Source organism: Pseudomonas sp. NPDC089428 (genome assembly GCF_044749325.1).
Lineage (GTDB): Bacteria > Pseudomonadota > Gammaproteobacteria > Pseudomonadales > Pseudomonadaceae > Aquipseudomonas.
Genome location: NZ_JBIVHT010000001.1, coordinates 55,231 through 74,809, shown reverse-complemented (window position 1 = coordinate 74,809; position 19,579 = coordinate 55,231). Strand labels below are relative to the sequence as shown.

At 57.6% G+C, this 19,579-nt stretch carries 24 protein-coding genes; 11 read left to right on the top strand and 13 right to left on the bottom strand.

Annotated elements, in window-relative coordinates; translation table 11 throughout:
* Positions 1-271, bottom strand: a 271-nt coding sequence (locus ACIPZ5_RS00360; protein ID WP_400805848.1) for a hypothetical protein, incomplete at its 3' end; no start/stop codon positions are given.
* A gap of 191 nt (positions 272-462) precedes the next feature.
* On the opposite strand from ACIPZ5_RS00360, the gene ACIPZ5_RS00355 reads away from it, so the two are divergent.
* The 3 genes from ACIPZ5_RS00355 (at position 463) to ACIPZ5_RS00345 (ending at position 2,938) form a co-directional block, all read left to right on the top strand.
* Positions 463-1,347, top strand: coding sequence for a hypothetical protein (locus ACIPZ5_RS00355; protein WP_400805846.1), 885 nt, complete (start codon positions 463-465; stop codon positions 1,345-1,347).
* 642 nt (positions 1,348-1,989) lie between these two features.
* The gene (locus ACIPZ5_RS00350; RefSeq protein WP_400805843.1) at positions 1,990-2,577 is read left to right on the top strand and encodes a DUF1353 domain-containing protein; all 588 of its coding nucleotides are present in this window, start codon (positions 1,990-1,992) and stop codon (positions 2,575-2,577) included.
* Positions 2,578-2,695: 118 nt separating this feature from the next.
* Entirely contained in the window at positions 2,696-2,938 is a 243-nt protein-coding gene (locus ACIPZ5_RS00345; RefSeq protein ID WP_400805842.1) for a hypothetical protein, read from the top strand.
* 183 nt (positions 2,939-3,121) lie between these two features.
* On the opposite strand, the gene ACIPZ5_RS00340 is transcribed toward ACIPZ5_RS00345, so the two are convergent.
* The 4 genes from ACIPZ5_RS00340 to ACIPZ5_RS00325 all read right to left on the bottom strand — a co-directional run bounded on the left by ACIPZ5_RS00340 (position 3,122) and on the right by ACIPZ5_RS00325 (position 5,042).
* The gene (locus ACIPZ5_RS00340; RefSeq protein ID WP_400805839.1) at positions 3,122-3,256 is read right to left on the bottom strand and encodes a hypothetical protein; all 135 of its coding nucleotides are present in this window, start codon (positions 3,254-3,256) and stop codon (positions 3,122-3,124) included.
* Positions 3,257-3,425: 169 nt separating this feature from the next.
* Positions 3,426-3,704, bottom strand: a complete 279-nt coding sequence (locus tag ACIPZ5_RS00335) for a hypothetical protein (RefSeq protein ID WP_400805836.1) — start codon at positions 3,702-3,704, stop codon at positions 3,426-3,428.
* 216 nt (positions 3,705-3,920) lie between these two features.
* Positions 3,921-4,136, bottom strand: coding sequence for a hypothetical protein (locus ACIPZ5_RS00330; protein ID WP_400805834.1), 216 nt, complete (start codon positions 4,134-4,136; stop codon positions 3,921-3,923).
* A gap of 111 nt (positions 4,137-4,247) precedes the next feature.
* Complete coding sequence (locus tag ACIPZ5_RS00325; RefSeq protein ID WP_400805832.1) at positions 4,248-5,042, bottom strand: DNA adenine methylase; 795 nt, start codon at positions 5,040-5,042, stop codon at positions 4,248-4,250.
* A 174-nt stretch (positions 5,043-5,216) separates the two neighbouring features.
* Between ACIPZ5_RS00325 and ACIPZ5_RS00320 the strand changes: the two genes are divergently transcribed.
* Positions 5,217-5,765 (top strand): hypothetical protein, encoded by a 549-nt coding sequence (locus ACIPZ5_RS00320; RefSeq protein ID WP_400805831.1) that lies wholly within the window; start codon positions 5,217-5,219, stop codon positions 5,763-5,765.
* Between the two features lie 5 nt (positions 5,766-5,770).
* Here the strand turns inward: ACIPZ5_RS00320 and ACIPZ5_RS00315 are convergent, their stop codons facing one another.
* A complete protein-coding gene (locus tag ACIPZ5_RS00315) occupies positions 5,771-6,289 on the bottom strand; it encodes a lysis protein (protein ID WP_400805829.1) in 519 nt (172 codons plus the stop codon).
* A 133-nt stretch (positions 6,290-6,422) separates the two neighbouring features.
* Between ACIPZ5_RS00315 and ACIPZ5_RS00310 the strand changes: the two genes are divergently transcribed.
* Positions 6,423-6,698, top strand: a complete 276-nt coding sequence (locus ACIPZ5_RS00310) for a pyocin activator PrtN family protein (protein ID WP_400805826.1) — start codon at positions 6,423-6,425, stop codon at positions 6,696-6,698.
* 253 nt (positions 6,699-6,951) lie between these two features.
* Here the strand turns inward: ACIPZ5_RS00310 and ACIPZ5_RS00305 are convergent, their stop codons facing one another.
* Both ACIPZ5_RS00305 and ACIPZ5_RS00300 read right to left on the bottom strand, forming a co-directional pair.
* Positions 6,952-7,890 (bottom strand): hypothetical protein, encoded by a 939-nt coding sequence (locus ACIPZ5_RS00305; protein WP_400805823.1) that lies wholly within the window; start codon positions 7,888-7,890, stop codon positions 6,952-6,954.
* 379 nt (positions 7,891-8,269) lie between these two features.
* Positions 8,270-9,391 (bottom strand): tyrosine-type recombinase/integrase, encoded by a 1,122-nt coding sequence (locus tag ACIPZ5_RS00300; RefSeq protein WP_400805820.1) that lies wholly within the window; start codon positions 9,389-9,391, stop codon positions 8,270-8,272.
* Positions 9,392-9,491: 100 nt separating this feature from the next.
* On the opposite strand from ACIPZ5_RS00300, the gene dusA reads away from it, so the two are divergent.
* The 3 genes from dusA to ACIPZ5_RS00285 all read left to right on the top strand — a co-directional run bounded on the left by dusA (position 9,492) and on the right by ACIPZ5_RS00285 (position 13,678).
* Positions 9,492-10,502, top strand: coding sequence for a tRNA dihydrouridine(20/20a) synthase DusA (gene dusA, locus ACIPZ5_RS00295; protein WP_400806675.1), 1,011 nt, complete (start codon positions 9,492-9,494; stop codon positions 10,500-10,502).
* A 311-nt stretch (positions 10,503-10,813) separates the two neighbouring features.
* A complete protein-coding gene (tal, locus tag ACIPZ5_RS00290; RefSeq protein ID WP_261940903.1) occupies positions 10,814-11,740 on the top strand; it encodes a transaldolase in 927 nt (308 codons plus the stop codon).
* A gap of 96 nt (positions 11,741-11,836) precedes the next feature.
* The gene (locus ACIPZ5_RS00285; protein WP_343597200.1) at positions 11,837-13,678 is read left to right on the top strand and encodes an alkaline phosphatase D family protein; all 1,842 of its coding nucleotides are present in this window, start codon (positions 11,837-11,839) and stop codon (positions 13,676-13,678) included.
* A 138-nt stretch (positions 13,679-13,816) separates the two neighbouring features.
* On the opposite strand, the gene rssC is transcribed toward ACIPZ5_RS00285, so the two are convergent.
* Together rssC and rssB are read right to left on the bottom strand one after the other, a co-directional pair.
* Entirely contained in the window at positions 13,817-14,299 is a 483-nt protein-coding gene (gene rssC, locus ACIPZ5_RS00280) for an anti-sigma factor antagonist RssC (protein ID WP_085674779.1), read from the bottom strand.
* On the bottom strand, positions 14,296-15,480 hold the full coding sequence (rssB, locus tag ACIPZ5_RS00275) for a two-component system response regulator RssB (RefSeq protein WP_261944337.1): 1,185 nt from the start codon (positions 15,478-15,480) through the stop codon (positions 14,296-14,298). Before rssB ends, rssC begins: the two co-directional genes overlap by 4 nt.
* A gap of 270 nt (positions 15,481-15,750) precedes the next feature.
* Between rssB and ACIPZ5_RS00270 the strand changes: the two genes are divergently transcribed.
* A complete protein-coding gene (locus tag ACIPZ5_RS00270) occupies positions 15,751-16,050 on the top strand; it encodes a PilZ domain-containing protein (RefSeq protein ID WP_261940905.1) in 300 nt (99 codons plus the stop codon).
* Between the two features lie 51 nt (positions 16,051-16,101).
* Here the strand turns inward: ACIPZ5_RS00270 and ACIPZ5_RS00265 are convergent, their stop codons facing one another.
* The gene (locus tag ACIPZ5_RS00265) at positions 16,102-16,809 is read right to left on the bottom strand and encodes a VacJ family lipoprotein (RefSeq protein WP_261940906.1); all 708 of its coding nucleotides are present in this window, start codon (positions 16,807-16,809) and stop codon (positions 16,102-16,104) included.
* Positions 16,810-16,998: 189 nt separating this feature from the next.
* On the opposite strand from ACIPZ5_RS00265, the gene ACIPZ5_RS00260 reads away from it, so the two are divergent.
* Positions 16,999-17,562: a phosphonoacetaldehyde phosphonohydrolase-related protein gene (locus ACIPZ5_RS00260; RefSeq protein WP_343597196.1), complete on the top strand. Its 564-nt coding sequence runs from the start codon at positions 16,999-17,001 to the stop codon at positions 17,560-17,562.
* Between the two features lie 122 nt (positions 17,563-17,684).
* A complete protein-coding gene (locus ACIPZ5_RS00255) occupies positions 17,685-17,948 on the top strand; it encodes a DUF4404 family protein (protein WP_152956394.1) in 264 nt (87 codons plus the stop codon).
* A gap of 101 nt (positions 17,949-18,049) precedes the next feature.
* Here the strand turns inward: ACIPZ5_RS00255 and queF are convergent, their stop codons facing one another.
* Complete coding sequence (queF, locus tag ACIPZ5_RS00250) at positions 18,050-18,880, bottom strand: NADPH-dependent 7-cyano-7-deazaguanine reductase QueF (protein WP_313712007.1); 831 nt, start codon at positions 18,878-18,880, stop codon at positions 18,050-18,052.
* A 68-nt stretch (positions 18,881-18,948) separates the two neighbouring features.
* Positions 18,949-19,476, bottom strand: coding sequence for a plastocyanin/azurin family copper-binding protein (locus tag ACIPZ5_RS00245; protein WP_400805814.1), 528 nt, complete (start codon positions 19,474-19,476; stop codon positions 18,949-18,951).
* Between the last annotated feature and the right edge of the window lie 103 nt (positions 19,477-19,579).

Below are 19,579 nucleotides of genomic sequence, written 5' to 3'. Positions count from 1 at the left end.
TATAGCTGTCAGTCTGGATACGGCTGATACCGACGGTGAAGATGGCAGCAGCTGGACACACTGATACCGACGGCGCAAATCCAGAGTTCGTGAGCATTCGAATATTTACCGGTTGTGCTGGAGCAGTAACATGCAAAGGCGCCCAAGCCCCGAATAATGGGACTTGAGCGCCTTTTTGCCTTTCAGCATTGGCATAGATAGGCCAAGCTGATGGCTTCACAACATCTGATTTGCCAGGCACCACCGATGCACGATGATCGAGTGGGCCCATTCTTCCTTAACGTCTCGTAAATCGAGACATCAAAGGCACTCTAAATAGCTTCGTAGCGATTTTTTTATACGATAAGGTTGTCCGCTTTAGGAACACGTTGCCTTGGTCGTGGCCAATTGCTATCTTCGCCTATACTCAACTACCTGCCACGCATTGTGGTGCTGGTACCGCATATGAGGATGGAAGATTTAATGGCTGCGACAGCTAAAGCGCAAAAACCTGTTGAAAATGATCAGTCTAATGATGACGACAAAGGGCGACCTGTTAAGTCCTGCTTCACCATTATGCCCATTGCAAACATGGACGATTATGATGATGGCCATTTCTCAAGAGTTTATGAGCATCTGATAAAACCCGCATGCTTGCAGGCTGGATATGTGGCTCACAGGGCCGACGTAGTCGCATCAAGCAATTATATTATTATCGATATCCTGCAAAAGATTATCGAAAGCGACATAGTTATCTGCGACCTCAGCGGTAGAAATCCAAATGTTCTTTATGAGCTGGGAGTGCGACAAGCATTCAACCTTCCAACAGTGCTAATCAAGGATAAGAAAACACCAAGAATTTTCGACATCCAAGGACTCAGAACCATTGAGTATCGCCACACATTGAGGATCGATGAAGTAACTGCAGACATAGCCAGTATTCAGAACTCAATACAGGAAACTGCAGCTGCCCGTAACGATGTAAACTCCATGCTCCAGCTATTAGGAAGAAGTGCCGCCCCACTACCTCAAAAAGTGGAGCTTTCAAACGATACCAGCGTCATACTAGAATCGCTAAAAGACATATCTAGACGCATCACCCGACTTGAATCATCTCGTTCTTCAAACCCTGACGTCTCGCTAGATGAAATTCTAGACGCCCCTATCAAGAGACTCGGCGCCACCACATTCGAAATTAACAAAGAACCCGTAAAGCTCGGCGAAGAACTATTTATAAGCGGAAAAAGCCTCGGATGGCTTGAGTCAGCGAACGCTGCTAACATCGTTATAAAAACCAAGCCCGGACTCTTGAGGAAGATCCCAATAAGCGACCCTGACTTCGGAAAACTTACAACGCTGCCATTCTAATACATGCACTCCACTACCAGAACCTTAGCTATTCGATTACAGGAAATTAAGCACCAACTATAAAACCACCCCCACGATGTGTGTGTGTGTGTGTGGGGGGGGGGGGGGGGGGGGATAACCTCGCATACAATGAAGAACGGTTACAGAGACAAAACGTCATGGACGTCTATCCATCAGCGACAGCAATGAGCGGCCACTTAGCGAAGAATCGCCCGAAGTAAAATCAATAATTATGGTTTTGGAGCCTCCCCCCTATTTGGCCACCTCCCTCGAAGTACTCGGCCCTGAAGCTGTGAAAGAGATCAAAACGCACTCAAATCAAAGTGCGACAGCGAGGATAATTTAGGTCCGCCCCTAACAATCCCAAAATGAAAACTCTTCAAGGGCGCAAGCGCACCGAATCTCAGCGCAATCTTGATTAAACACTAAGCAATTGTGCTGGACCAGCAACTGGAAAGACGCCCAAGCTCAAAAAACACGGGAACTTGAGGTCCCGCACGCCACGTGAATATTTATAATAAAACAGAATAGCGTTAAGTTAGAAATAATCTATATTGCGCAAGCTACATCTTCAACAGCTGATCTAGATTAAGGAATACAAGAGAAGAGTTTCGCTGAATTATTTCGACATGAGGCCCCACTATGAGTGGTAAATTCTCTGAAGACCCTCAGACCGTTTGGACTGTTGACGTAGGCCCAGACCAAGGCATGACGCTTATTCATGAGTTTTGGTATGAAGATAGTAACGGAAAACGCTGGACAGCGCCTATCCACATGAGAACTGATGGAGCATCCATTCCGCGCCCGCTTTGGACGTTGATAGGGTCCCCATTCACAGGTGACTACAGAAGAGCTGCACTTGTTCACGACCAGGCATGCATTGATGCCCGTAGCGGCATCGGTAGCCGTCGTGCAGCTGATCGAATGTTTTATCATGCATGTCGAGATGGTGGTTGCTCGATTCGAGATTCAATGATTCTTTATGTTGGCGTCCGGATAGGTTCAGTTAAGAAACTGATATCAGCATGGGGCTCAAGCGGTCCGGATTTTCGACCGAAGATAGTAAGAAGCACTGGAGACGAGAACATGGAGAGAGTTTTTAGCGCTAGCGCCGACCAAGTTCTACATGACGGCGAAATCGATGACATACAGGAAATTGAGCGACGAACCGATATTGCCATCTCTTTAGAAACCGGCGTCGCCCTATCCGAAATTATTGCCGACACCTAATTGTTGCGCTTGCAACAAAAGCACCACGCAACACCTCATTAGATTTAACTCTAATGAACAAATGATGGCTTGCGCCCAGCCACCTTACCTCCTATTCCTGGCGCACCGAGGACATCCCATGAAACTATCAGACGCGGAAATCAAAACCATTAACAAAGAAATGGACGATTACATCGCTGCAAATACCGGCGAGATTAACACTCTTTCAAAAGATGCCATCTGTGAAAATAAAGAATTAATTATGATGATCCTTAAGGCCGTCATAATAGTTGTCGCAGGTAAAATCCCATGGTTATCTGAGGAGATTAAAAAGAGGGCCCTGGCAGCAGCGGAACGGTTTTTCGAAAAAAGATGCTCTTAGCCTCGCTATATTTTTCGTAAAAATCATCAGGACAGTAACTGCCTTTCACAAACCGGCCCCAACATTGCCGCACTTTGTCAATTTTGTAGCCCACTCCTACCGGTCGAAGCTCGAAGAGCAGGCCGCGTACCTAGAGGGTGCTGACCAGCACCCGCAGGGTATTGCTGTCGACGGCCTGGCCGATCATGCGCCGCCCTCGCGCTGCAGCACCGCCAGGCGCGCCGTGGCGGCGTCGAGCACCAGTTGATACAGACGCTCGATGCGCGCGCTGTCCAGTGCCTTGACCAGCTCCAGGCCTTCCACTATCCCCTTTGGCACGGGCCTGGGCGATCAGGCAATTGACCGCCATGTCGGCGCTGTCGACCTCGGCCAGACGCCGGCGCAGCACCCCGTGGTAGCCGGCCGGCAGGACCAGGCCGGGCAGAAACTCATCGTTACGCAAAACGCGGCTCCTCGTTTCGCTGGGTCGCTGGCGACACGGCGGCCATCAGTTCATCAGCTCCCGCCGCACATGGCTGGCCTGCGCCTCAAAAATCGCGTTGACACGCTTGGCTCGCTCGACACTCTCCCCGTCGGTCATTCGAAGCCCCGCAGCCAACCCACCGGCCACATCCAGGTAATGATTTACCTTGGCCACATCCTGCGCGCCGTCCAGCGCACGCAGGACGTCACTCAATTGATTCTGCAGGTCGGCGGGCAGCGCGAGGTCTTCCAGCGCTTGCAGCGATTCAGCCAGGTCTTTCGGGCCGTGGTAGATCGTGGTCATCGGTCAGGTTCCTTGCAGGGGGGTTAAGCCAACGGGTTGGCTCCATGCGAATGTGAGGGGTGGAGTGCGCCGAAATCATTTTACCGGTTTCGGTCGCCCATTTTTGTCGTTTTGGGTGACGCTTTCAAAAGAAAGGCCCCCGCCTCTTGCGAAACGGGGGCCTCCATTGAACACATCACTACTTACGCGCAGGGCACTGGCACTGCGCCGGCTGAGTCATTCCGGCGCTTCGCAGCTCCACACCAGCTCGCCATCACGCTCGCGCAGGTGATAGCACACACGCGGTATGGATTGGACTGCCTCGGTCCGATCGCCTGGGATCTTCACTTGGGCCATGTAGAAATGATCGTCGGGATGATCAAACATGCGCCCCTTAATGGGACCATCAACCACCAGGTACTTTTGCAGCGGGTCGCGCTTCGATTCGCTCATCGGTTCAGCTCCGCATATTGAGTGCCAGCCCAGTGTACTTAGTTTAAGCGCCGGGCGTGCTGCACTCTGTGACAGGATGGAACGGTTCGCGAAGCTTTAGCTGGATGATGCTCAGAACAATCCGCCCAGAGATGCCGGCTCCCAGTTTGTAATCACCAGTTCTCCGGTCACCTCCGCCTTGCCTTGACGCTGGTTGGTGTTGCTGTAGCGAATATCCAAGCACTCGAAGTGGAAGCCGTCGAAGGCGCGCCGGATGTCCGGGTGATCGTTGATGCTGATCATCACCCTACCCTTGCACCGGCGCATGAAGTCGGCCATGCGCTCGTACTCCTCAAAGGGGAAGTTGACGCCATAGCCGGCGGTCTGCCAGTAAGGCGGATCCATGTAGAAGAACGTGTGCGCTCGATCATAGCGTTCTGCGCAGGTGAGCCAGGACAGGTTCTCGACGTAGGTACCGGCGAGGCGCTGCCAGGCGGCGGACAGATTTTCCTCGATGCGCAGCAGGTTGATGACCGGCCCGGTAGTGGCGGTACCGAACGTCTGCCCGGTGACCTTGCCACCGAAGGCATGCTGCTGCAGGTAGAAGAACCGGGCAGCGCGCTGGATGTCGGTGAGGGTTTCGGGGCGTGTCATCTTCTGCCACTCGAAGATCTGGCGAGAGCTGAGCGCCCATTTGAACTGACGCACGAACTCTTCCAGGTGGTTCTGCACAACGCGGTAAAGGGTGACCAGGTCACCGTTCAGATCGTTCAGCACCTCCACCGGAGCAGGCTGGGGACGCATGAAGAACAACGCGGCACCGCCAGCGAAGACTTCGACATAGCATTCGTGAGGGGGAAAGAGGGGGATCAAACGGTCGGCCAGACGGCGTTTGCCACCTATCCAGGGGATGATTGGAGAGGTCATAGGTATGCAAGTCTTTACTGTATGGATAAACAGGTGATAGGCTCGCCGCGCTTTGTGCACAAGGCAGGAGCCACGGCTGGACTTGCAGGAAGGGCCTGCGGGTTCGGCGGGCCGGGCCGGATGTTGACGCATCCTCTCGGCTCGCTCCTTTAAGTCTTAGATCATAGGGGCCATATGGAAAATTTAGTCAAAAATAATATAACAGTTCTAAAGAGCTATTTCTTTGAGCTTATAAGCAAACTAAAAACAGAAATACCTCTCCCTATTTTTCTGGGCGCCCTCCCCGTTGTGATATTCAGCAACAAGGAAAGTGACGTAAATGAAATGCTAAAAGCGTTACTTGCTGGAAATCAGCTGATGAAATATTATTTCTATATCCTATTTCTATACGCGCTAGTCATAATAATTAAAATAGGTGTTCGACTTAGCCATGACTCAAGCCGCCAGAAACTTGAATACATTCATGAAATTATTGGTGAAGTTGGCACAGGCTTTCTGACAATATCAAGAACTGGTATCGGGGCAGCTATGGGCTGTTTATACCTGGTCCACACAACCGAAATAATCTCTGCCACCCCGAGTGAATTATTTAGAACCTACGCGAGCGCATTTATACTGTTAATTTTTAACTGCGCAATCGTTTTCGCAAAAGACAGAGCCACGAAAACCATATATCCGCGCCGCCCTCAAAATCCATATAAAATTGATAAGCTCCTGAAGTAGAGCTTTTACTTTTGCACCTCAGAAACATATTTCTGACACGCCTGAAGCGCAATTAGTCCTCGGTCGCCTTCGTTGGTGATGGCAACAATTCGTTGAGCATGCGCTGGGTCAAGTTGGGCACGTACGGCTCCATGTACCACGCCTGCGGTGCAGGTGGCTTCTCGCACCCCACCATCACAACCCGAGGCGGCAAGGGTTCCGGCGTCGACAAGGACTGACAGCCGCAGATCAGCGGTAGCAAGCCGGCCACGCAGGCGAGCCTGAGCTTGTTGAGCATCGTTCATTTCCTTCCAGTGCGTTTTGGTCTGATCCTGCAGGCGAGCCTCCAGGGCGCGACGTGCATTCTGCTGCTCGGCCAGCTGGTCGAGCGCAGCTGCAGCAGCCTCCTCACGCTCACGGCCGTGCAGACGGTCCTTCTCAGCCAGCTGGCTGCCGTAGTCGTCGGCTTGTTCGGCGAGCTGCTTCCCATAGACATTGGCCTGCCACACCCAGGCTGCCCGGGCACCGAGGGCACACACGAGCATCAGGGTCGCCAGGGCGATCAGCCATGTCGTTCATTTGCGACATCTGCGGTAAGGCTCGCGTGAAGGGCAATCACGACCAATGCTCCTAAACCCGTCAAGCAACTGGCTTCATCATCATACGAGGGCGCAAGCCATGAACACTGCATTCATGCTAATGGCGCAATACAACGGACGCGCCATCATCCCAATCGCCCAGGTGTGCACCGACTACTTCACCCACCTCACCCCTGACATGTTTCAGCGGAAGGTTCTTGCCGGACAGATCAAGCTCCCTATCACCAGGCTCGAAACAAGCCAGAAGAGCGCACGAGGCATTCATATTGCCGATCTGGCGCAGTACTTGGATCAGCAGCGGGAGGCTGCCCGCAAGGAGTGTGCGCAATTGAACAAGACGCTTCGGGCCGGCTAACCGGGAGATTGCACCTGGCCTGGCCAGGTGCCGGTGGCCGTCGACATCGTCGACGATCAACCCGGACCGGCCCTTGGCAAGGGCAGCTAACGACCCATAGCTGCCCCTATCGAGAGCTGTTGGGGGAAGGAGCTGCCACTGTCTTCCAATCAAGGATTGGCCTTGATGTCCACTTGCCCCCTCTTAGCTCTACAACGTTGAAAATTTATAATTTGCAGTGCCCGGTCCAGGCCCAACAATAAAAACCCACCATTCAATTGTAAAGACGTCTGGCGATCATGCTGGTTTCATCCAAGTTCACCTCATGGTAGGTCTCGTTAACAAACCGACAAAATACCCCTACCGCGATTAAGAATCCTTTGATTTGCTGATCAATTTCTTCGTACAAATCATTTTCTTCCTTATTTCTGCAAAAATCCAAAGGCATAATGAAGCTAAGCTCATTGCGCTGAGGAATAAGATCATAAGGCGCACTGTGAATTAACACATTCAATTGCCGCCACTCCTCCGTCATCTTTTTCAGTGCCGCAAACAATGTTTCATCGTGAACTTTAAACGTTGCTCTGCTTTGTACGTCGACGAGTTGATTATACTGCTCAAGAACTGAGCAATGAATGTATTTCGCCCCATAGTGGAAATGATCCGCGATGGAGGTCAAATCAAGCACTTGGAGAACGGCCATCAGATTTGACACATCCTTGCTGCGAATCAAATCTGCCTGCGTTACAGTATTTTGATTAAAAAACTGAGGAAAATGCTGGCGCACCGCAGTGTCATCTTTTGCCAAATCGGATATTACATCTGCCCAAAAGACCACTTCTACAGGAAACTTTTCATCCGCCACCCTCTCGATGGACAATTTTCTTGCAAAAGCTTGAATATGAACATCGCGCTCCGCAGTAGTTGCAATGTAAAGCGTTTGTATCGTAGGTGTAAACTTTTCCGCCTTCGAGCACTCACTTGTAATAAGTTGCTCGGTAATTGTCCTAGTCGTATTTTTGCATTGCACACCCACAAATAGTTTATCGCTATCGTGCCCATAGACATCTACGCCATCTTGCTGCTGCCCTTGCCGGCCATGCCTCGACAAATTAGGATTGCCCCACCTGAGACCAAACGAAGTTTTGCAAATATCTTCAAATTCGTCCCAAGATGTGGGGGCAGGGAGCCTTGATGTGGTTACTGTTGGCATATATAGTTATCCAAGAAATTTTCCGTTCATGGTTAGTTGTCAAGCGGTGGCTAAAAGTTGCCTCTGCTAAGCGCTACACCTTCCAGCGCACAAATGCTGTTGCAAAGGAAGGCTATGAAGACACCGCGAGCCAACGATCTACTGCTGTAGGCTGCCAGCGAATCCGCCAGCTGACTGAGAATCAATAGGTTGGGAATAACCCTCCACGTGCCTCCTCTAGAGTGAATATAACGCAACCGTACGCTTTTGGCCGATAGCGGAAATCCATGGAGGGCTGCTTTGGGACGAAAGCAGCCGTTCACGACTGACCGCAATCGACCCAAAGCCGATGCCTGACTACTAGTAAGCGCTTATAGAGGTAGCATCGCTACCCACCCGCCTACTCAGCCCGGGCGCCGAGTTTAACCGGTGCCTGAATGATCTGATCCAGCCACTTCCAGCCTTTATACCCATCCCCTCGCCCACGCAAATGGGTATACCGCCGCAGCGAGTTCCAGACACGGTGACCAGATACGCTCGAGACCCTCGGTATGTCCCAGTCCATTTCAAACAAGCGACTAACCCCTTCGTGCCGCAAGTCGTGGAAGTGCAGATCCTCTATCCCTTTCATCTTGCATGCCTTCGACCAGGCTGTGCCGATTGAGTCCGTGTTGTACGGGAATATCTCGCGACACTCTCGAGGCATGCTCTGCACGATGATCCATGCCTCATCCGGCAAGTAACACCAGACATCGTTGCCGATCTTCTGGCCAGGGTTTTTCATGTCCCGCACCTTCACTGCCTGCCGGTGCTCATCCAAATCTTCCCACCGTATGCGTGTGATCTCGTCCATTCGGCGGGTCGAAAAAATCGCAAACGCTACTACCTTGGGCATGTGGATGACGCTCGGACGCCGCTGCAGAATCTCGAAGAAGTGCTCGAGCATCTTATCGATCTCATCCAGTGTAGGGCGCCGATCTCGCTCTCGACTCTTCAGGTTGTAGCCAAACTTCTTCAGCACGAGGCGGGCATCTGGCATTGCTTGCGCATCAATCTCATACCCCCACGCCGCCCTGGCCAAGGACAGCACCGACCCCAGGTGCGCCATGTCATTGCCGGCCGCCTGCGGTTTGATGCCTCCTCCTTCAGGACTCATGCGCCACAGCGCGTAGTCCACCAGCATTTGCTGAGTGAGGTCGGAATCCTCCTTCTCACCCAAGTAGCTGTTCTTGATGGCATTCAACGTGCGGCGCTTCGTCTCGCCCAACGGCCGGGCTTTCTCGGCCTCGACCAGGTAGCGGTCGATCATCTGCTTAACCGTGTGCCCTACCCGGCTCGCTCGCTCGAATGCACCAGGTTTCGCCAACTCGGTTTCTCGTCGCTTCGCCCAGGCCACCGCCGCCTGTTTGCGGGCGAACGTCTGGCTCTCTTGGTAGACTGTCACCTTGTCGCGGTTGATGCGGATCTGAGCTGTGTAGCTGATGGTGCCGTCGGCCTTCTTGCGGGGTCTGATCGTTGCCATGAGAATTGGTACACGTCCTGATTCGATTGGTACATTGCACCAAGCGCTTGGTAAAAACGCCCCAAAACCCCCGAAATCGGTACGAAACACGTTGAACGAAATCACTGCAAAATCAGGCGCAAAGCCACAAACCACGCGCCCTGAGCCGTCCCGCCGCTTCAGCGTTGCGCCGATGATGGACTGGACAGACCGCCACTGCCGCTTCTTCCTGCGCCTGCTCTCCAAGCACACCCTGCTCTACACCGAAATGGTCACCACCGGCGCCCTGCTGCACAACGACGCCCACCGTTTCCTGCGCCACGACGTCTCCGAGCACCCGCTGGCGCTGCAGCTGGGCGGCAGCGTGCCGGCCGACCTGGCCGCCTGCGCCAAACTGGCCGAGGAAGCCGGCTACGACGAGGTCAACCTCAACGTCGGCTGCCCGAGCGACCGGGTGCAGAACAACATGATAGGTGCCTGCCTGATGGCCCACCCGGCGCTGGTGGCCGATTGCGTGAAGGCCATGCAGGATGCGGTGTCCACCCCGGTGACGGTGAAGCACCGCATCGGCATCAATGGCCGCGACAGCTATGCCGAACTGTGCGACTTCGTCGGTCAGGTGCGTGAGGCCGGGTGCCGGAGCTTTACCGTGCATGCGCGGATCGCGATTCTGGAAGGGCTGTCGCCGAAGGAGAACCGCGAGATTCCGCCGCTGCGCTATGACGTGGCGGCGCAGCTGAAGGCGGACTTCCCGGACCTGGAGATCGTGCTCAATGGCGGGATCAAGACCTTGGCCGAGTGCCAGGGGCACCTTGAGACTTTCGATGGGGTGATGTTGGGGCGTGAGGCGTACCACAACCCTTACCTGCTGGCCGAGGTGGATCAGCAGCTGTTTGGCAGCGAGGCGCCCGTGGTGAGCCGGAGCGAGGCACTGGAGCAGCTGCGGCCTTATATCGTGGCGCACATGCAAAGCGGGGGCGCGATGCATCACATCACCCGGCATATTCTGGGGCTGGGCCAAGGGTTCCCGGGGGCGCGGCGGTTCCGGCAGTTGCTGTCGGCGGATATTCACAAGGCGGCGGAGCCGCTGAAGGTGTTCGATCAGGCGGCGGAGTTGATGCAGGGGCGATAGGTTGATTCCAGCCGGAACCAGGCCGAATCTCAAGACAACGCAATAGCTGTGGGAGCGTCGGTTCGGCGCCCCGACTTGCCCGCGAAGCCGGCACCGTGGTGCATGGCACGGGCTTCGCCCGTGTTCGCGGGCAAGCCCGCTCCCACAGGGGGCGCGCCGTGGCGACAGATGGTTTTTCCCTCACAGGGAACCTCGCGCCAGCTGCTGACTCGAATCATCACCTTCGGCAATTCTGCCCTGCCCCGCGCGCCTCTTGAGCGCCCGTCGGGGCTCGGGTAATGTCGAGTAAATGCACAGGACAGAGCACGCCCATGACCTCCAAGCTGGAACAACTCAAGCAGTTCACCACCGTAGTCGCCGACACCGGGGACCTGGATGCCATTACCCGTCTCAAGCCGGTCGATGCCACCACCAACCCGTCGCTGCTGCTCAAGGCCGCCGCCATCCCGGGCTATGCCGAGCTGCTCAAGCAGGTGAAGGCCGATGCCAAGGGCAATGTCGACCTGGCCTGCGACAAGTTCGCCGTGGCCGTGGGCGCGGGCATTCTCAAGGTCATCCCGGGGCGTATCTCCACCGAAGTGGATGCGCGCCTGTCGTTCGATGAGCCGGCGCTGCTGAACAAGGCCCGCCAGCTGATCGACCTTTACGAAGCTGCTGGAGTGTCCAAAGACCGCGTGCTGATCAAGCTGGCCTCCACCTGGGAAGGTATCCGCGCCGCCGAGAAGCTGGAAAAGGAAGGCATCCAGACCAACCTGACCCTGCTGTTCTCCTTCGCCCAGGCCCAGGCCTGCGCCGATGCTGGCGTGTTCCTGATCTCGCCGTTCGTGGGCCGTATCTACGACTGGTACAAGAAGAGCACCGGCCAGGAGTACGTCGGCGCCGAAGACCCGGGCGTGCAGTCGGTCACTCGCATCTACAACTACTACAAGGCCAATGGCTACAACACCGTGGTCATGGGCGCCAGCTTCCGCAATATCGGCCAGATCGAACAACTGGCCGGCTGCGATCGCCTGACCATCAGCCCAGACCTGCTGGACAAGCTGAGCAGCGACCAGGGCGAGCTGCCGCGCATCCTGCAACCGGGCAATGCCGGCGAGGCCAAGCAGGTGCTGAACGAAAGCCAGTTCCGCTGGGCGATGAACGAGGATGCCATGGGCACCGAGAAGCTGGCTGAAGGGATTCGCCAGTTTGCCCGGGATCAGGAGAAACTCGAGAAGTTGATGGCGGAAAAAGCCTGATACATCTACGGTTTGCCAGGCGGGCGGGAAATGTTGAGCATTTTCCGCCCGTTTTGTTTCTGCGGGCTGTGAACGCGTTCTGAACTCAAAGGCAAAATGACCTCATCCCCATTGCCCCTCGTGCTCGCCGGCCCGGTACTGCGCCGCCTCGAACCGCATAGGCTGGCCATCTGGCTGGTTGGCAGCCAACCCCTGCAACCGGAATTCATCTTCGACGGCACCGCCAAGGTGGGCTGCCAGGTCGTTGCGATCGGCCAGCACGCCTTCATTCACCTGCTGGACATCCACTTCGCCGAGCCGCTGCCGCGCAACGCCGCCATCCACTACGACCTGCTGATCAACGGCCAGGGCATTGCCAGCTGGGCCCCGCACCTGCTCTACCCCGGCAGCCAGCGCCCAAGCCTGGTGCTGCGTGACCGCCTGGACCAGCTGTTGCATGGCTCCTGCCGCAAACCCCATCACCCGGCCGCCGATGGCCTGCTCTGCGCCGACCGCCTGCTGCAGGCCTGCCAGGCGCCGCAGGAGCGCCCTGCCGTGCTGTTGATGACGGGCGACCAGGTTTACGCTGATGACGTTGCCGGCCCGATGCTGCGCGCCATTCATGTGCTGATCGAGCGCCTGGGCCTGTTCGACGAAACGCTGGACGGCGCGGTGGTCAGCGACAGCCAGGCGCTCTACCGCCACCCCGCCAGCTACTACCATCGCGCCGACCTGCTGCCTGCCCAGGCACGCAACGAAACCCTGCGTGAGCGTTTCTTCGGCGGCAAGCGCAAGCCGATCTTCTCTTCCAGCAATGCCGACAACCACCTGGTGACCTTCGCCGAGGTCATGGCCATGTACCTGCTGGTGTGGTCGCCACAACCCTGGCGCCTGATCGACCTGAACATGCCTGCAGGCCTGAGCCCTCGACACCAGCAGCGCTACCACGAGGAACTGCCGCTGATCGAGGCCTTCGCTGCCAACCTGGGCCAGGTGGCGCGGGTGATGGCCCACCTGCCTTGCCTGATGATTTTCGACGACCACGACATCACCGATGACTGGAACCTCTCCGCGCAGTGGGAAGAAACCGCCTACGGCCACCCGTTCTCGCGGCGGATCATCGGCAATGCGCTGCTCGGCTACCTGTTGTGCCAGGCCTGGGGCAATGACCCGGATGCCTGCAACAGCCTGATCGGGCAGTGCCAGACGCTGCCCCACCAGCAGGACCAGCTGATCGCTGAGCTGCTGCGCTTCCAGGGCTGGCAATACAGCCTGCCGAGCGAGCCACCGCTGCTGGTGCTGGACACCCGCACGCGCCGCTGGCGCAGCGAAAGCGACCTGGGCAAGCCATCCGGCCTGCTCGACTGGGAAGCGCTATGCGAGCTGCAGCAGGCACTACTGGACCACCCTTCGGCGATCATCGTGTCACCGGCGCCGATCTTTGGCGTGAAGCTGATCGAAACCGTACAAAAGGTGTTCAGCTGGCTGGGTTACCCGTTGCTGGTGGATGCCGAGAACTGGATGGCCCACCGTGGCGCGGCCCAGGTGATCCTGAACATCTTCCGCCATTCGCGCACACCGGGGCATTACGTGATTCTGTCGGGTGACGTGCACTATTCGTTCGTCTACGAGGTGCTGATCCGTCATCGCCAGCGCAGCCCGCATCTATGGCAAGTGACCAGCAGCGGGATCAAGAACGAATTCCCGCGACGCTTGCTGGATGTACTGGACCGGCTCAACCGCTGGTTGTACTCGCCACGCTCACCGCTGAACTGGTTTACCAAGCGCAGGCAGATGGAGGTGGTGCCACGCACGCCCAGCCGCAGCAAGGCCGGGGAGCGGCTTTGGAATGGGGCGGGGTTGGGGCAGGTGTTCTTCGATGAGCAGGGGCGGCCGGCGCGGGTGCTTCAGCTGAGTGCGGATGGCAGTGAAGCGGCCGAGTTTGCGCAACGTGAGTGACTTGGCTGGGGAGTTGTGGAGGCCTTGCTGGCCTCTTCGCGGCTAAAGCCGCTCCCACAGGTACACCACAGGCCTCAAGAGAAGTGATATCCCTGTGGGAGCGGCTTCAGCCGCGAAGAGGCCGGCACAGGCTGAAGATCAGGTCCGCTCCAGCGCATTCACCAGGTCATGGAAGGCTTCGCGATTGGAGTCGTTCAGGCCCATGAGAATCTTGTGCGCCTCCAGCACTTTGGAGCGCACCACATCTTCATTCTGATCCTGGGACGGCAGGTCGGTCAGGCACTCAGGGCGCGGTACCGGGCGGTCGACGATGTTGAACACCTGATCGAAGCCCATGGATTGCAGCAGACGCGAAATATCCGGGTTGGTGGTGACCACGGTCGGCAACAGGCCCACCTTCTGACGCGACAGGATCGACAGCTTGGCCAGCAGGCCCAGCGTGGTGCTGTCGATGCTTTCGGTTTCGGTCAAGTCGATGACAATGGCCGAGAAGTTCAGCGCGGTGAAAATCTTCTCGATCGTCGCATCCAGCGCCGAACACAGGGTCAAGCGCACTTCACCGACGAATTTCAGTACAAAGGTACCGCTCTGCTCGGCGAACTGGATTCTACCGGTACTCATTGAAGGTTCCTGCTCAACACCAATAGGGCGATATCATCCGGCATCTCCCCAAGCGTAGCCAATCCGAATCGTTGGCGCAGCCCATCCAGGCTACCACCCGCCGCCTTGACGATATCCGGCAAGGCAGCTTCTTTATCTTTGAGCGTATGCCCTGGCAAAAGGTCCAGAATGCCATCGGACATCAGGCTCAGGCTGAACTGCGGCGGCAACTCGATCACCAGGTCCTGGTAGGTCGCTTCGTCGAACAACCCTACCGGCAGGCCGCGGCCCTCAAGGTAGCGGGCCTCGCCCGGGGTATACAGCACCGGCAGCGGCAGGTGGCCGCCCACGGCGTAGGTCAGCAGGCCGGTTTCTTCGTCGATCACGCCACCGACCATGGTCACGTGCTTGCCCAGCTTGCAGTTGATCAGGCCGCGGTTGATGTGGCTGAGCACTTCCGAAGGCTTGAATTCGCGCAGCTTGCTGCTGCGCTTGAATTCGAACAACAGCCGCGTGGTCATGAACTTCAGCAACACCGTGACGAATGCCGACGACGCGCCATGCCCGGAGACATCGGCGAGGTAGAAGGCAATGCGCCGCTCATCCACGCGGAAGTAGTCGGCGAAGTCGCCCGACAGGTACAGCGACGGAATGATCTGGTGCTCGAAGGTGAACTCACCAAGCGCCCAGGGGCTTTCTGGCAGCATGTTCATCTGCACCTGGCGACCGGCGGTCTGATCTTCCTGCAACAGGTGCAGGCTGGCCTCCAGTTCGCGATTGGCCGCTTCCAGCTTGTCGCGGTAGCGCTGGTTCTCCAGCACCAGGCGCGAACGGTCGAGCGCCCGGCGCACCGAGTGTTCGAGCACGGCCAGGTCTTCCAGCGGCTTGATCAGGTAGTCGGCGGCACCCAGGCGCAAGGCCTCGACCGCGTCGCTCATCACGCCGGCACCCGACACCACGATCACCGGTAACTGCGGCGCGCGCTCGCTGATCTGGCGGATCAGTTCGAGGCCGCCCATCTGCGGCATGCGCAGATCGCAGATCACGAGGTCGGGCTGGTGTTCTTCGAAGACCTGGAGCCCCTGCTGGCCATTACCGGCCTGGAGGACGCTGAAGCCACTGTCTTCCAGATAGGCGGCGAGGCTCGCACGGACCACGTCGTCATCATCGATGATCAGCAGCGTTGCACTGATTTTCTGCATGTGGGCGAACGGCGCCGATTTGGGTTGGTGCAGAGGCGTCTGCAAGGCTGACATCCAACTGCTGGAATACTCTGTGGTAACGCTCTACTTGAGTTGTAGGCCAAGAACCCGGCCCAGGCAACCAGCGGAGATACCTCGTAAGGCGCAGACGGTACTCCCATCCGCCAGGCGTTTCAAGCATACGTCGGTCGAGTTCGCTGCTCTTTACAGGGCAAATCACCGAGAGTTATAAGAATGCCAACCAGTACAACCTATTGGGAAGGATGCAGCATGCCTCATACGCCCTCCAATCACAGCGAGAAACGCGATTTCATCCGCATGCGCATCGACACCGAGGTCAGCCTGTTGCACGAGGGACAGGTGATCGCCGCGGTGTGCCTGGACCTTTCCAGCGGCGGCATGCAGGTGCAGGCGCCGCAGCAATTCAAGGTCGGTGACCACCTGGACGTGCGCATCGACTCCGACCACCCGGCACTCAAGGGCCTGCATGCCAGTACCGAGGTGGTGTGGATCGCCGACCAGCCCGGTGGCCAGCAAAAATTTGGCCTGCGTATCCTGGCCATGCATTGAGCTGTAACAAAAACGGCGACCCGAAGGTCGCCGTTTTCTTGCCTGCAAGGATCAGAAGTCGTCTTCGACTTCGCCATCGTTAACCTTGAACTCGCGGTTCTGCAGGTAGGCATTGCGGATGAAGATGTATTTGTCACCCTGAATCAGCTTCTCGGCCGACAGCAGGCTGGCGCGGGTGTCAACCACGTTGAGGGCGAAGATCGAGTTACGCACCGGCACATCGTTGATGTAACGGTAGGGTTCGGTGTAGCTGTCCGGGTACTTGGCCAGGCCGTCACGCACGGTGCTCGGGCCGAGCAGCGGGATCACGACGTACGGGCCGCTGGGCACGCCCCAGTGACCCAGGGTCTGGCCGAAGTCTTCGTCGTTGCGCTGCAGGCCCATCTTGGTGCCAACATCGAAGAAGCCGCCAAGGCCGAACACGGTGTTGACGATCAACCGCGCCGTATCCACGCCCGCCGCATGCGGCTTGAGCTGCAGCACGTTGTTGGCAAGGTTGGTGACATCGCCGACGTTGTTGAACATGTTGTGGATGCCATCCTGCAAGAACTGCGGGGTGACCCACTGGTAGCCCTTGGCCAATGGCTTGAGGCCATAGGTGTCGATCGTATCGTTGAAACGGAAGATCGGGCGGTTGACCGCTTCCCAGGGATCTTCCTCGGTGGCGGCATGGGTGGCTGCCACGGGCGCCAGCAGCAAGCTGGCGCAGACACAGGCCTGGGTGACTCGCTCGATCACACCGGCACCGATCCTACGCATAGATGTTTCTCCATCGAAATTCTCGGCCGCAAGCGCAACAGGTGCGCTGCTGTACGGCGGCAGTATAGAGCGTTGGGCGCTGATAAACAGCTTTACACATTTTTGCTCAATAATTTGTGAACAGCTGTTGCCCGTCACAGCACGGTAACAATCGTCCAATAGCCTGCGGACTATTTCAGGGACGTTACCATGCTCGCTGCACCCGCCATTACCGCTGTACTGTTCGGCCTGCGCGGTTGCCTGGTCCAGGCCACCGACGGCCACCCCCTGCCCGCCCCTGGTGCCCTCGAGACGCTGGAAGGCCTGCGCCACGCACAGGTGCCGTGCATCTGGCTCGACGACCTGGGCAGCCTGCAGAGCAGGCGCCTGGCCAGCGTGCTGCCGGACTGGCTGCCGGGCCACACGGTCAACGGCGTACGCTGGCCGGCACCGAACGCCTGCTGGCAGGCATTGATGAGCCTGGACAGCGAGTGCCTGGAGGGTTGCGTGCTGGTCAGCGGTGAACCAAAGCTGCTGCAATCAGGCCTCAACGCCGGCCTGTGGACAGTGGGGCTTGCGGCCTGCAACCCCTCATGCGCAAGCACGTCCGCGCAGTGGCAGGCCATGACCTCGCAAGAACAGGAACTGGCCCGCGGCAAGGCCACGTTGGCCCTGTTCAGCCTGGGCGTGCATTCGGTGATCGACCACCTCGAAGAACTGGACACCTGCCTTGCCGACATCGCCCTGCGCTGCAGCAAGGGTGAAAAACCCTGACACAGCCCCATTGATGCGGATCATGCAAAGCGCCACCGAGTGGATTACGCTAGGAACAGGCGAGAACCTTTGCCGCTTCGCTGAGGTCCATGCCTTGCCAAGCCATTGATGGAGAACAGCCAATGCCTGCCCGCGAATTGCAAGAGCGCTTGAACAGCCTGCGCGAGCAACTGGACCGCAACGTACCGCTTTCGGATGAAGAACTGGCCGCCCTGCACGAAGAGGCCAGGCAGATCGAAGCGCAGTTGAAGCTCGAGGAAGCCACGCCGGACAACAACGTGGTCGACGGGGTGAACCTGGCGATCGAACGTTTCGAAGCCGAACACCCGGACTTGACCGCCACCCTGCGCAGCATTGCCAACTCGCTGCACAGCATGGGGATCTGAAACAGCCGGGGCCGCTTTGCGGCCCATCGCCGGCAAGCGCGGCTCCCACAGGGTGCGGCGCTTGCCGGGATGGCTGCAAAGCAGCCCCAACTACACAGAACTTACTGGCGAACCAGTCGCAGGTTCGCCGGGCTGATCGCCCCGGTGCTGCGGTATGGGTTGATGTCCAACCCGCCGCGGCGCACATACCGCGCATACACGGTCAGGTGCTCCGGTTGCAGCAGGTTCTTCAAATCCAGGTAGATCCGCTCCACGCACTGTTCGTGGAAGTCGGCATGCTGGCGGAAGCTGATCAGATAGGTCAGCAGGCTGGCATGGTCCAGCGCCCTGCCCTTGTACTCCACCACCACGCTGCCCCAGTCCGGCTGGCCTGTCACCGGGCAGTTTGATTTCAGCAGGTGGCTGTGCACGGTCTCTTCGACAATGCGCTCAGGGTTGCAACTCAGCAGTTCAGGTTGCGGCTGCTCGTAGTTGTCGATCGCCACATCCAGCGCATCGATGCACTGTCCAGGCAAGGCCACCACGCCCTGCGCCTCAACTTCCGCCAGGGTACGCACTTGCACGCCCACCGGCTTGCCAGCGGCGGCCGACAGATCGCTCACCAGGCATGCCTGCAAATCGTTGATCGAGGCGAACTGGGTCTGGTTCAGCGAGTTGAGGTAGAGCTTGAACGACTTCGACTCGATGATATTCGGCGAATCGGCCGGTATGGCAAATTCGCCGATGGCCACCACCGGCTTGCCCGAGGGCAGCAGCCACGACAGCTCGAAGCAGTTCCAGTAGTCCACGCCCTGCCACGGCAGGGTCTGGGCGGTCACACCCAGCTCGGCCCACTTGGCCGTGCGCGGGATCGGGAACAACAGCGAAGGCGTGTAGGTGGCAATGTATTCGCTGGATTTGCCCAGCGGGGAATGTTCGGCGGCGGGATGCATGGAAACTGACCTGAAGGTTCGAAATTGCCCTTAGTCTACCGGTTTTGCACCCCGCCTTGCAGGCCCGCTTACTCGATGGTCAGCACCCCGACCATGCCGGCCTGGTAATGCCCCGGTACGTTGCAGGCGAACTCGATGGGCGCCGACTTGCGGAACGTCCAGGTCAGCTCGGCGCGCTGGCCGGGCTGCACCAGCACGGTGTTGCCGCCATCGTGACCATGGGCAGCATGGTCCATCGGTTTGGCGGGCGCGTGGCCCATCTGCGAGTGGTCCATGCCCTCATGCTGCATGGCGGCGTTGAACATCTTGCCCTGCATGGCGATCATTTCTTTCTGGTGCTCGGCATGCATGGCCTTGTCACCCAGGTTGAATTCATGGGGCAGCTTGCCTTCGTTGACCAGCACGAAGCGCACGGTCTCGCCCGCCTTCACGTGCAGGCTCTTGGGCTCGAAGGCGATGTCCTTGAGCACCACTTCAACGGTGCGGGTGGCAGGGGCAGCCGGGGCTGGCTCGCCGAATGCGAAGGTTTTCGCCTCGCCTGCCAGGGTTGGCAGGCTGACCAGGGCCAGGGCGGCGGCGATGAACAGGTGTTTCATGATGACTCCGAAGATCACGTCGGGATGGGACCACTCTAGAAAGGCGCGGCTGGCGCTTGGCTGACAAGAAGATTACAACTTTGTCAGCTTGGGCGAGGCTCGC

Coding starts and splice junctions, on each gene's coding strand:
- ACIPZ5_RS00355 (WP_400805846.1), top strand. CDS start 463: ATGGCTGCGACAGCTAAAGCGCAAAAACCTGTTGAAAATGATCAGTCT.
- ACIPZ5_RS00350 (WP_400805843.1), top strand. CDS start 1,990: ATGAGTGGTAAATTCTCTGAAGACCCTCAGACCGTTTGGACTGTTGAC.
- ACIPZ5_RS00345 (WP_400805842.1), top strand. CDS start 2,696: ATGAAACTATCAGACGCGGAAATCAAAACCATTAACAAAGAAATGGAC.
- ACIPZ5_RS00335 (WP_400805836.1), bottom strand. CDS start 3,704: ATGACCACGATCTACCACGGCCCGAAAGACCTGGCTGAATCGCTGCAA.
- ACIPZ5_RS00330 (WP_400805834.1), bottom strand. CDS start 4,136: ATGAGCGAATCGAAGCGCGACCCGCTGCAAAAGTACCTGGTGGTTGAT.
- ACIPZ5_RS00325 (WP_400805832.1), bottom strand. CDS start 5,042: ATGACCTCTCCAATCATCCCCTGGATAGGTGGCAAACGCCGTCTGGCC.
- ACIPZ5_RS00320 (WP_400805831.1), top strand. CDS start 5,217: ATGGAAAATTTAGTCAAAAATAATATAACAGTTCTAAAGAGCTATTTC.
- ACIPZ5_RS00315 (WP_400805829.1), bottom strand. CDS start 6,289: ATGCTCGTGTGTGCCCTCGGTGCCCGGGCAGCCTGGGTGTGGCAGGCC.
- ACIPZ5_RS00310 (WP_400805826.1), top strand. CDS start 6,423: ATGAACACTGCATTCATGCTAATGGCGCAATACAACGGACGCGCCATC.
- ACIPZ5_RS00305 (WP_400805823.1), bottom strand. CDS start 7,890: ATGCCAACAGTAACCACATCAAGGCTCCCTGCCCCCACATCTTGGGAC.
- ACIPZ5_RS00300 (WP_400805820.1), bottom strand. CDS start 9,391: ATGGCAACGATCAGACCCCGCAAGAAGGCCGACGGCACCATCAGCTAC.
- tal (WP_261940903.1), top strand. CDS start 10,814: ATGACCTCCAAGCTGGAACAACTCAAGCAGTTCACCACCGTAGTCGCC.
- ACIPZ5_RS00285 (WP_343597200.1), top strand. CDS start 11,837: ATGACCTCATCCCCATTGCCCCTCGTGCTCGCCGGCCCGGTACTGCGC.
- rssC (WP_085674779.1), bottom strand. CDS start 14,299: ATGAGTACCGGTAGAATCCAGTTCGCCGAGCAGAGCGGTACCTTTGTA.
- rssB (WP_261944337.1), bottom strand. CDS start 15,480: ATGCAGAAAATCAGTGCAACGCTGCTGATCATCGATGATGACGACGTG.
- ACIPZ5_RS00270 (WP_261940905.1), top strand. CDS start 15,751: ATGCCTCATACGCCCTCCAATCACAGCGAGAAACGCGATTTCATCCGC.
- ACIPZ5_RS00265 (WP_261940906.1), bottom strand. CDS start 16,809: ATGCGTAGGATCGGTGCCGGTGTGATCGAGCGAGTCACCCAGGCCTGT.
- ACIPZ5_RS00260 (WP_343597196.1), top strand. CDS start 16,999: ATGCTCGCTGCACCCGCCATTACCGCTGTACTGTTCGGCCTGCGCGGT.
- ACIPZ5_RS00255 (WP_152956394.1), top strand. CDS start 17,685: ATGCCTGCCCGCGAATTGCAAGAGCGCTTGAACAGCCTGCGCGAGCAA.
- queF (WP_313712007.1), bottom strand. CDS start 18,880: ATGCATCCCGCCGCCGAACATTCCCCGCTGGGCAAATCCAGCGAATAC.
- ACIPZ5_RS00245 (WP_400805814.1), bottom strand. CDS start 19,476: ATGAAACACCTGTTCATCGCCGCCGCCCTGGCCCTGGTCAGCCTGCCA.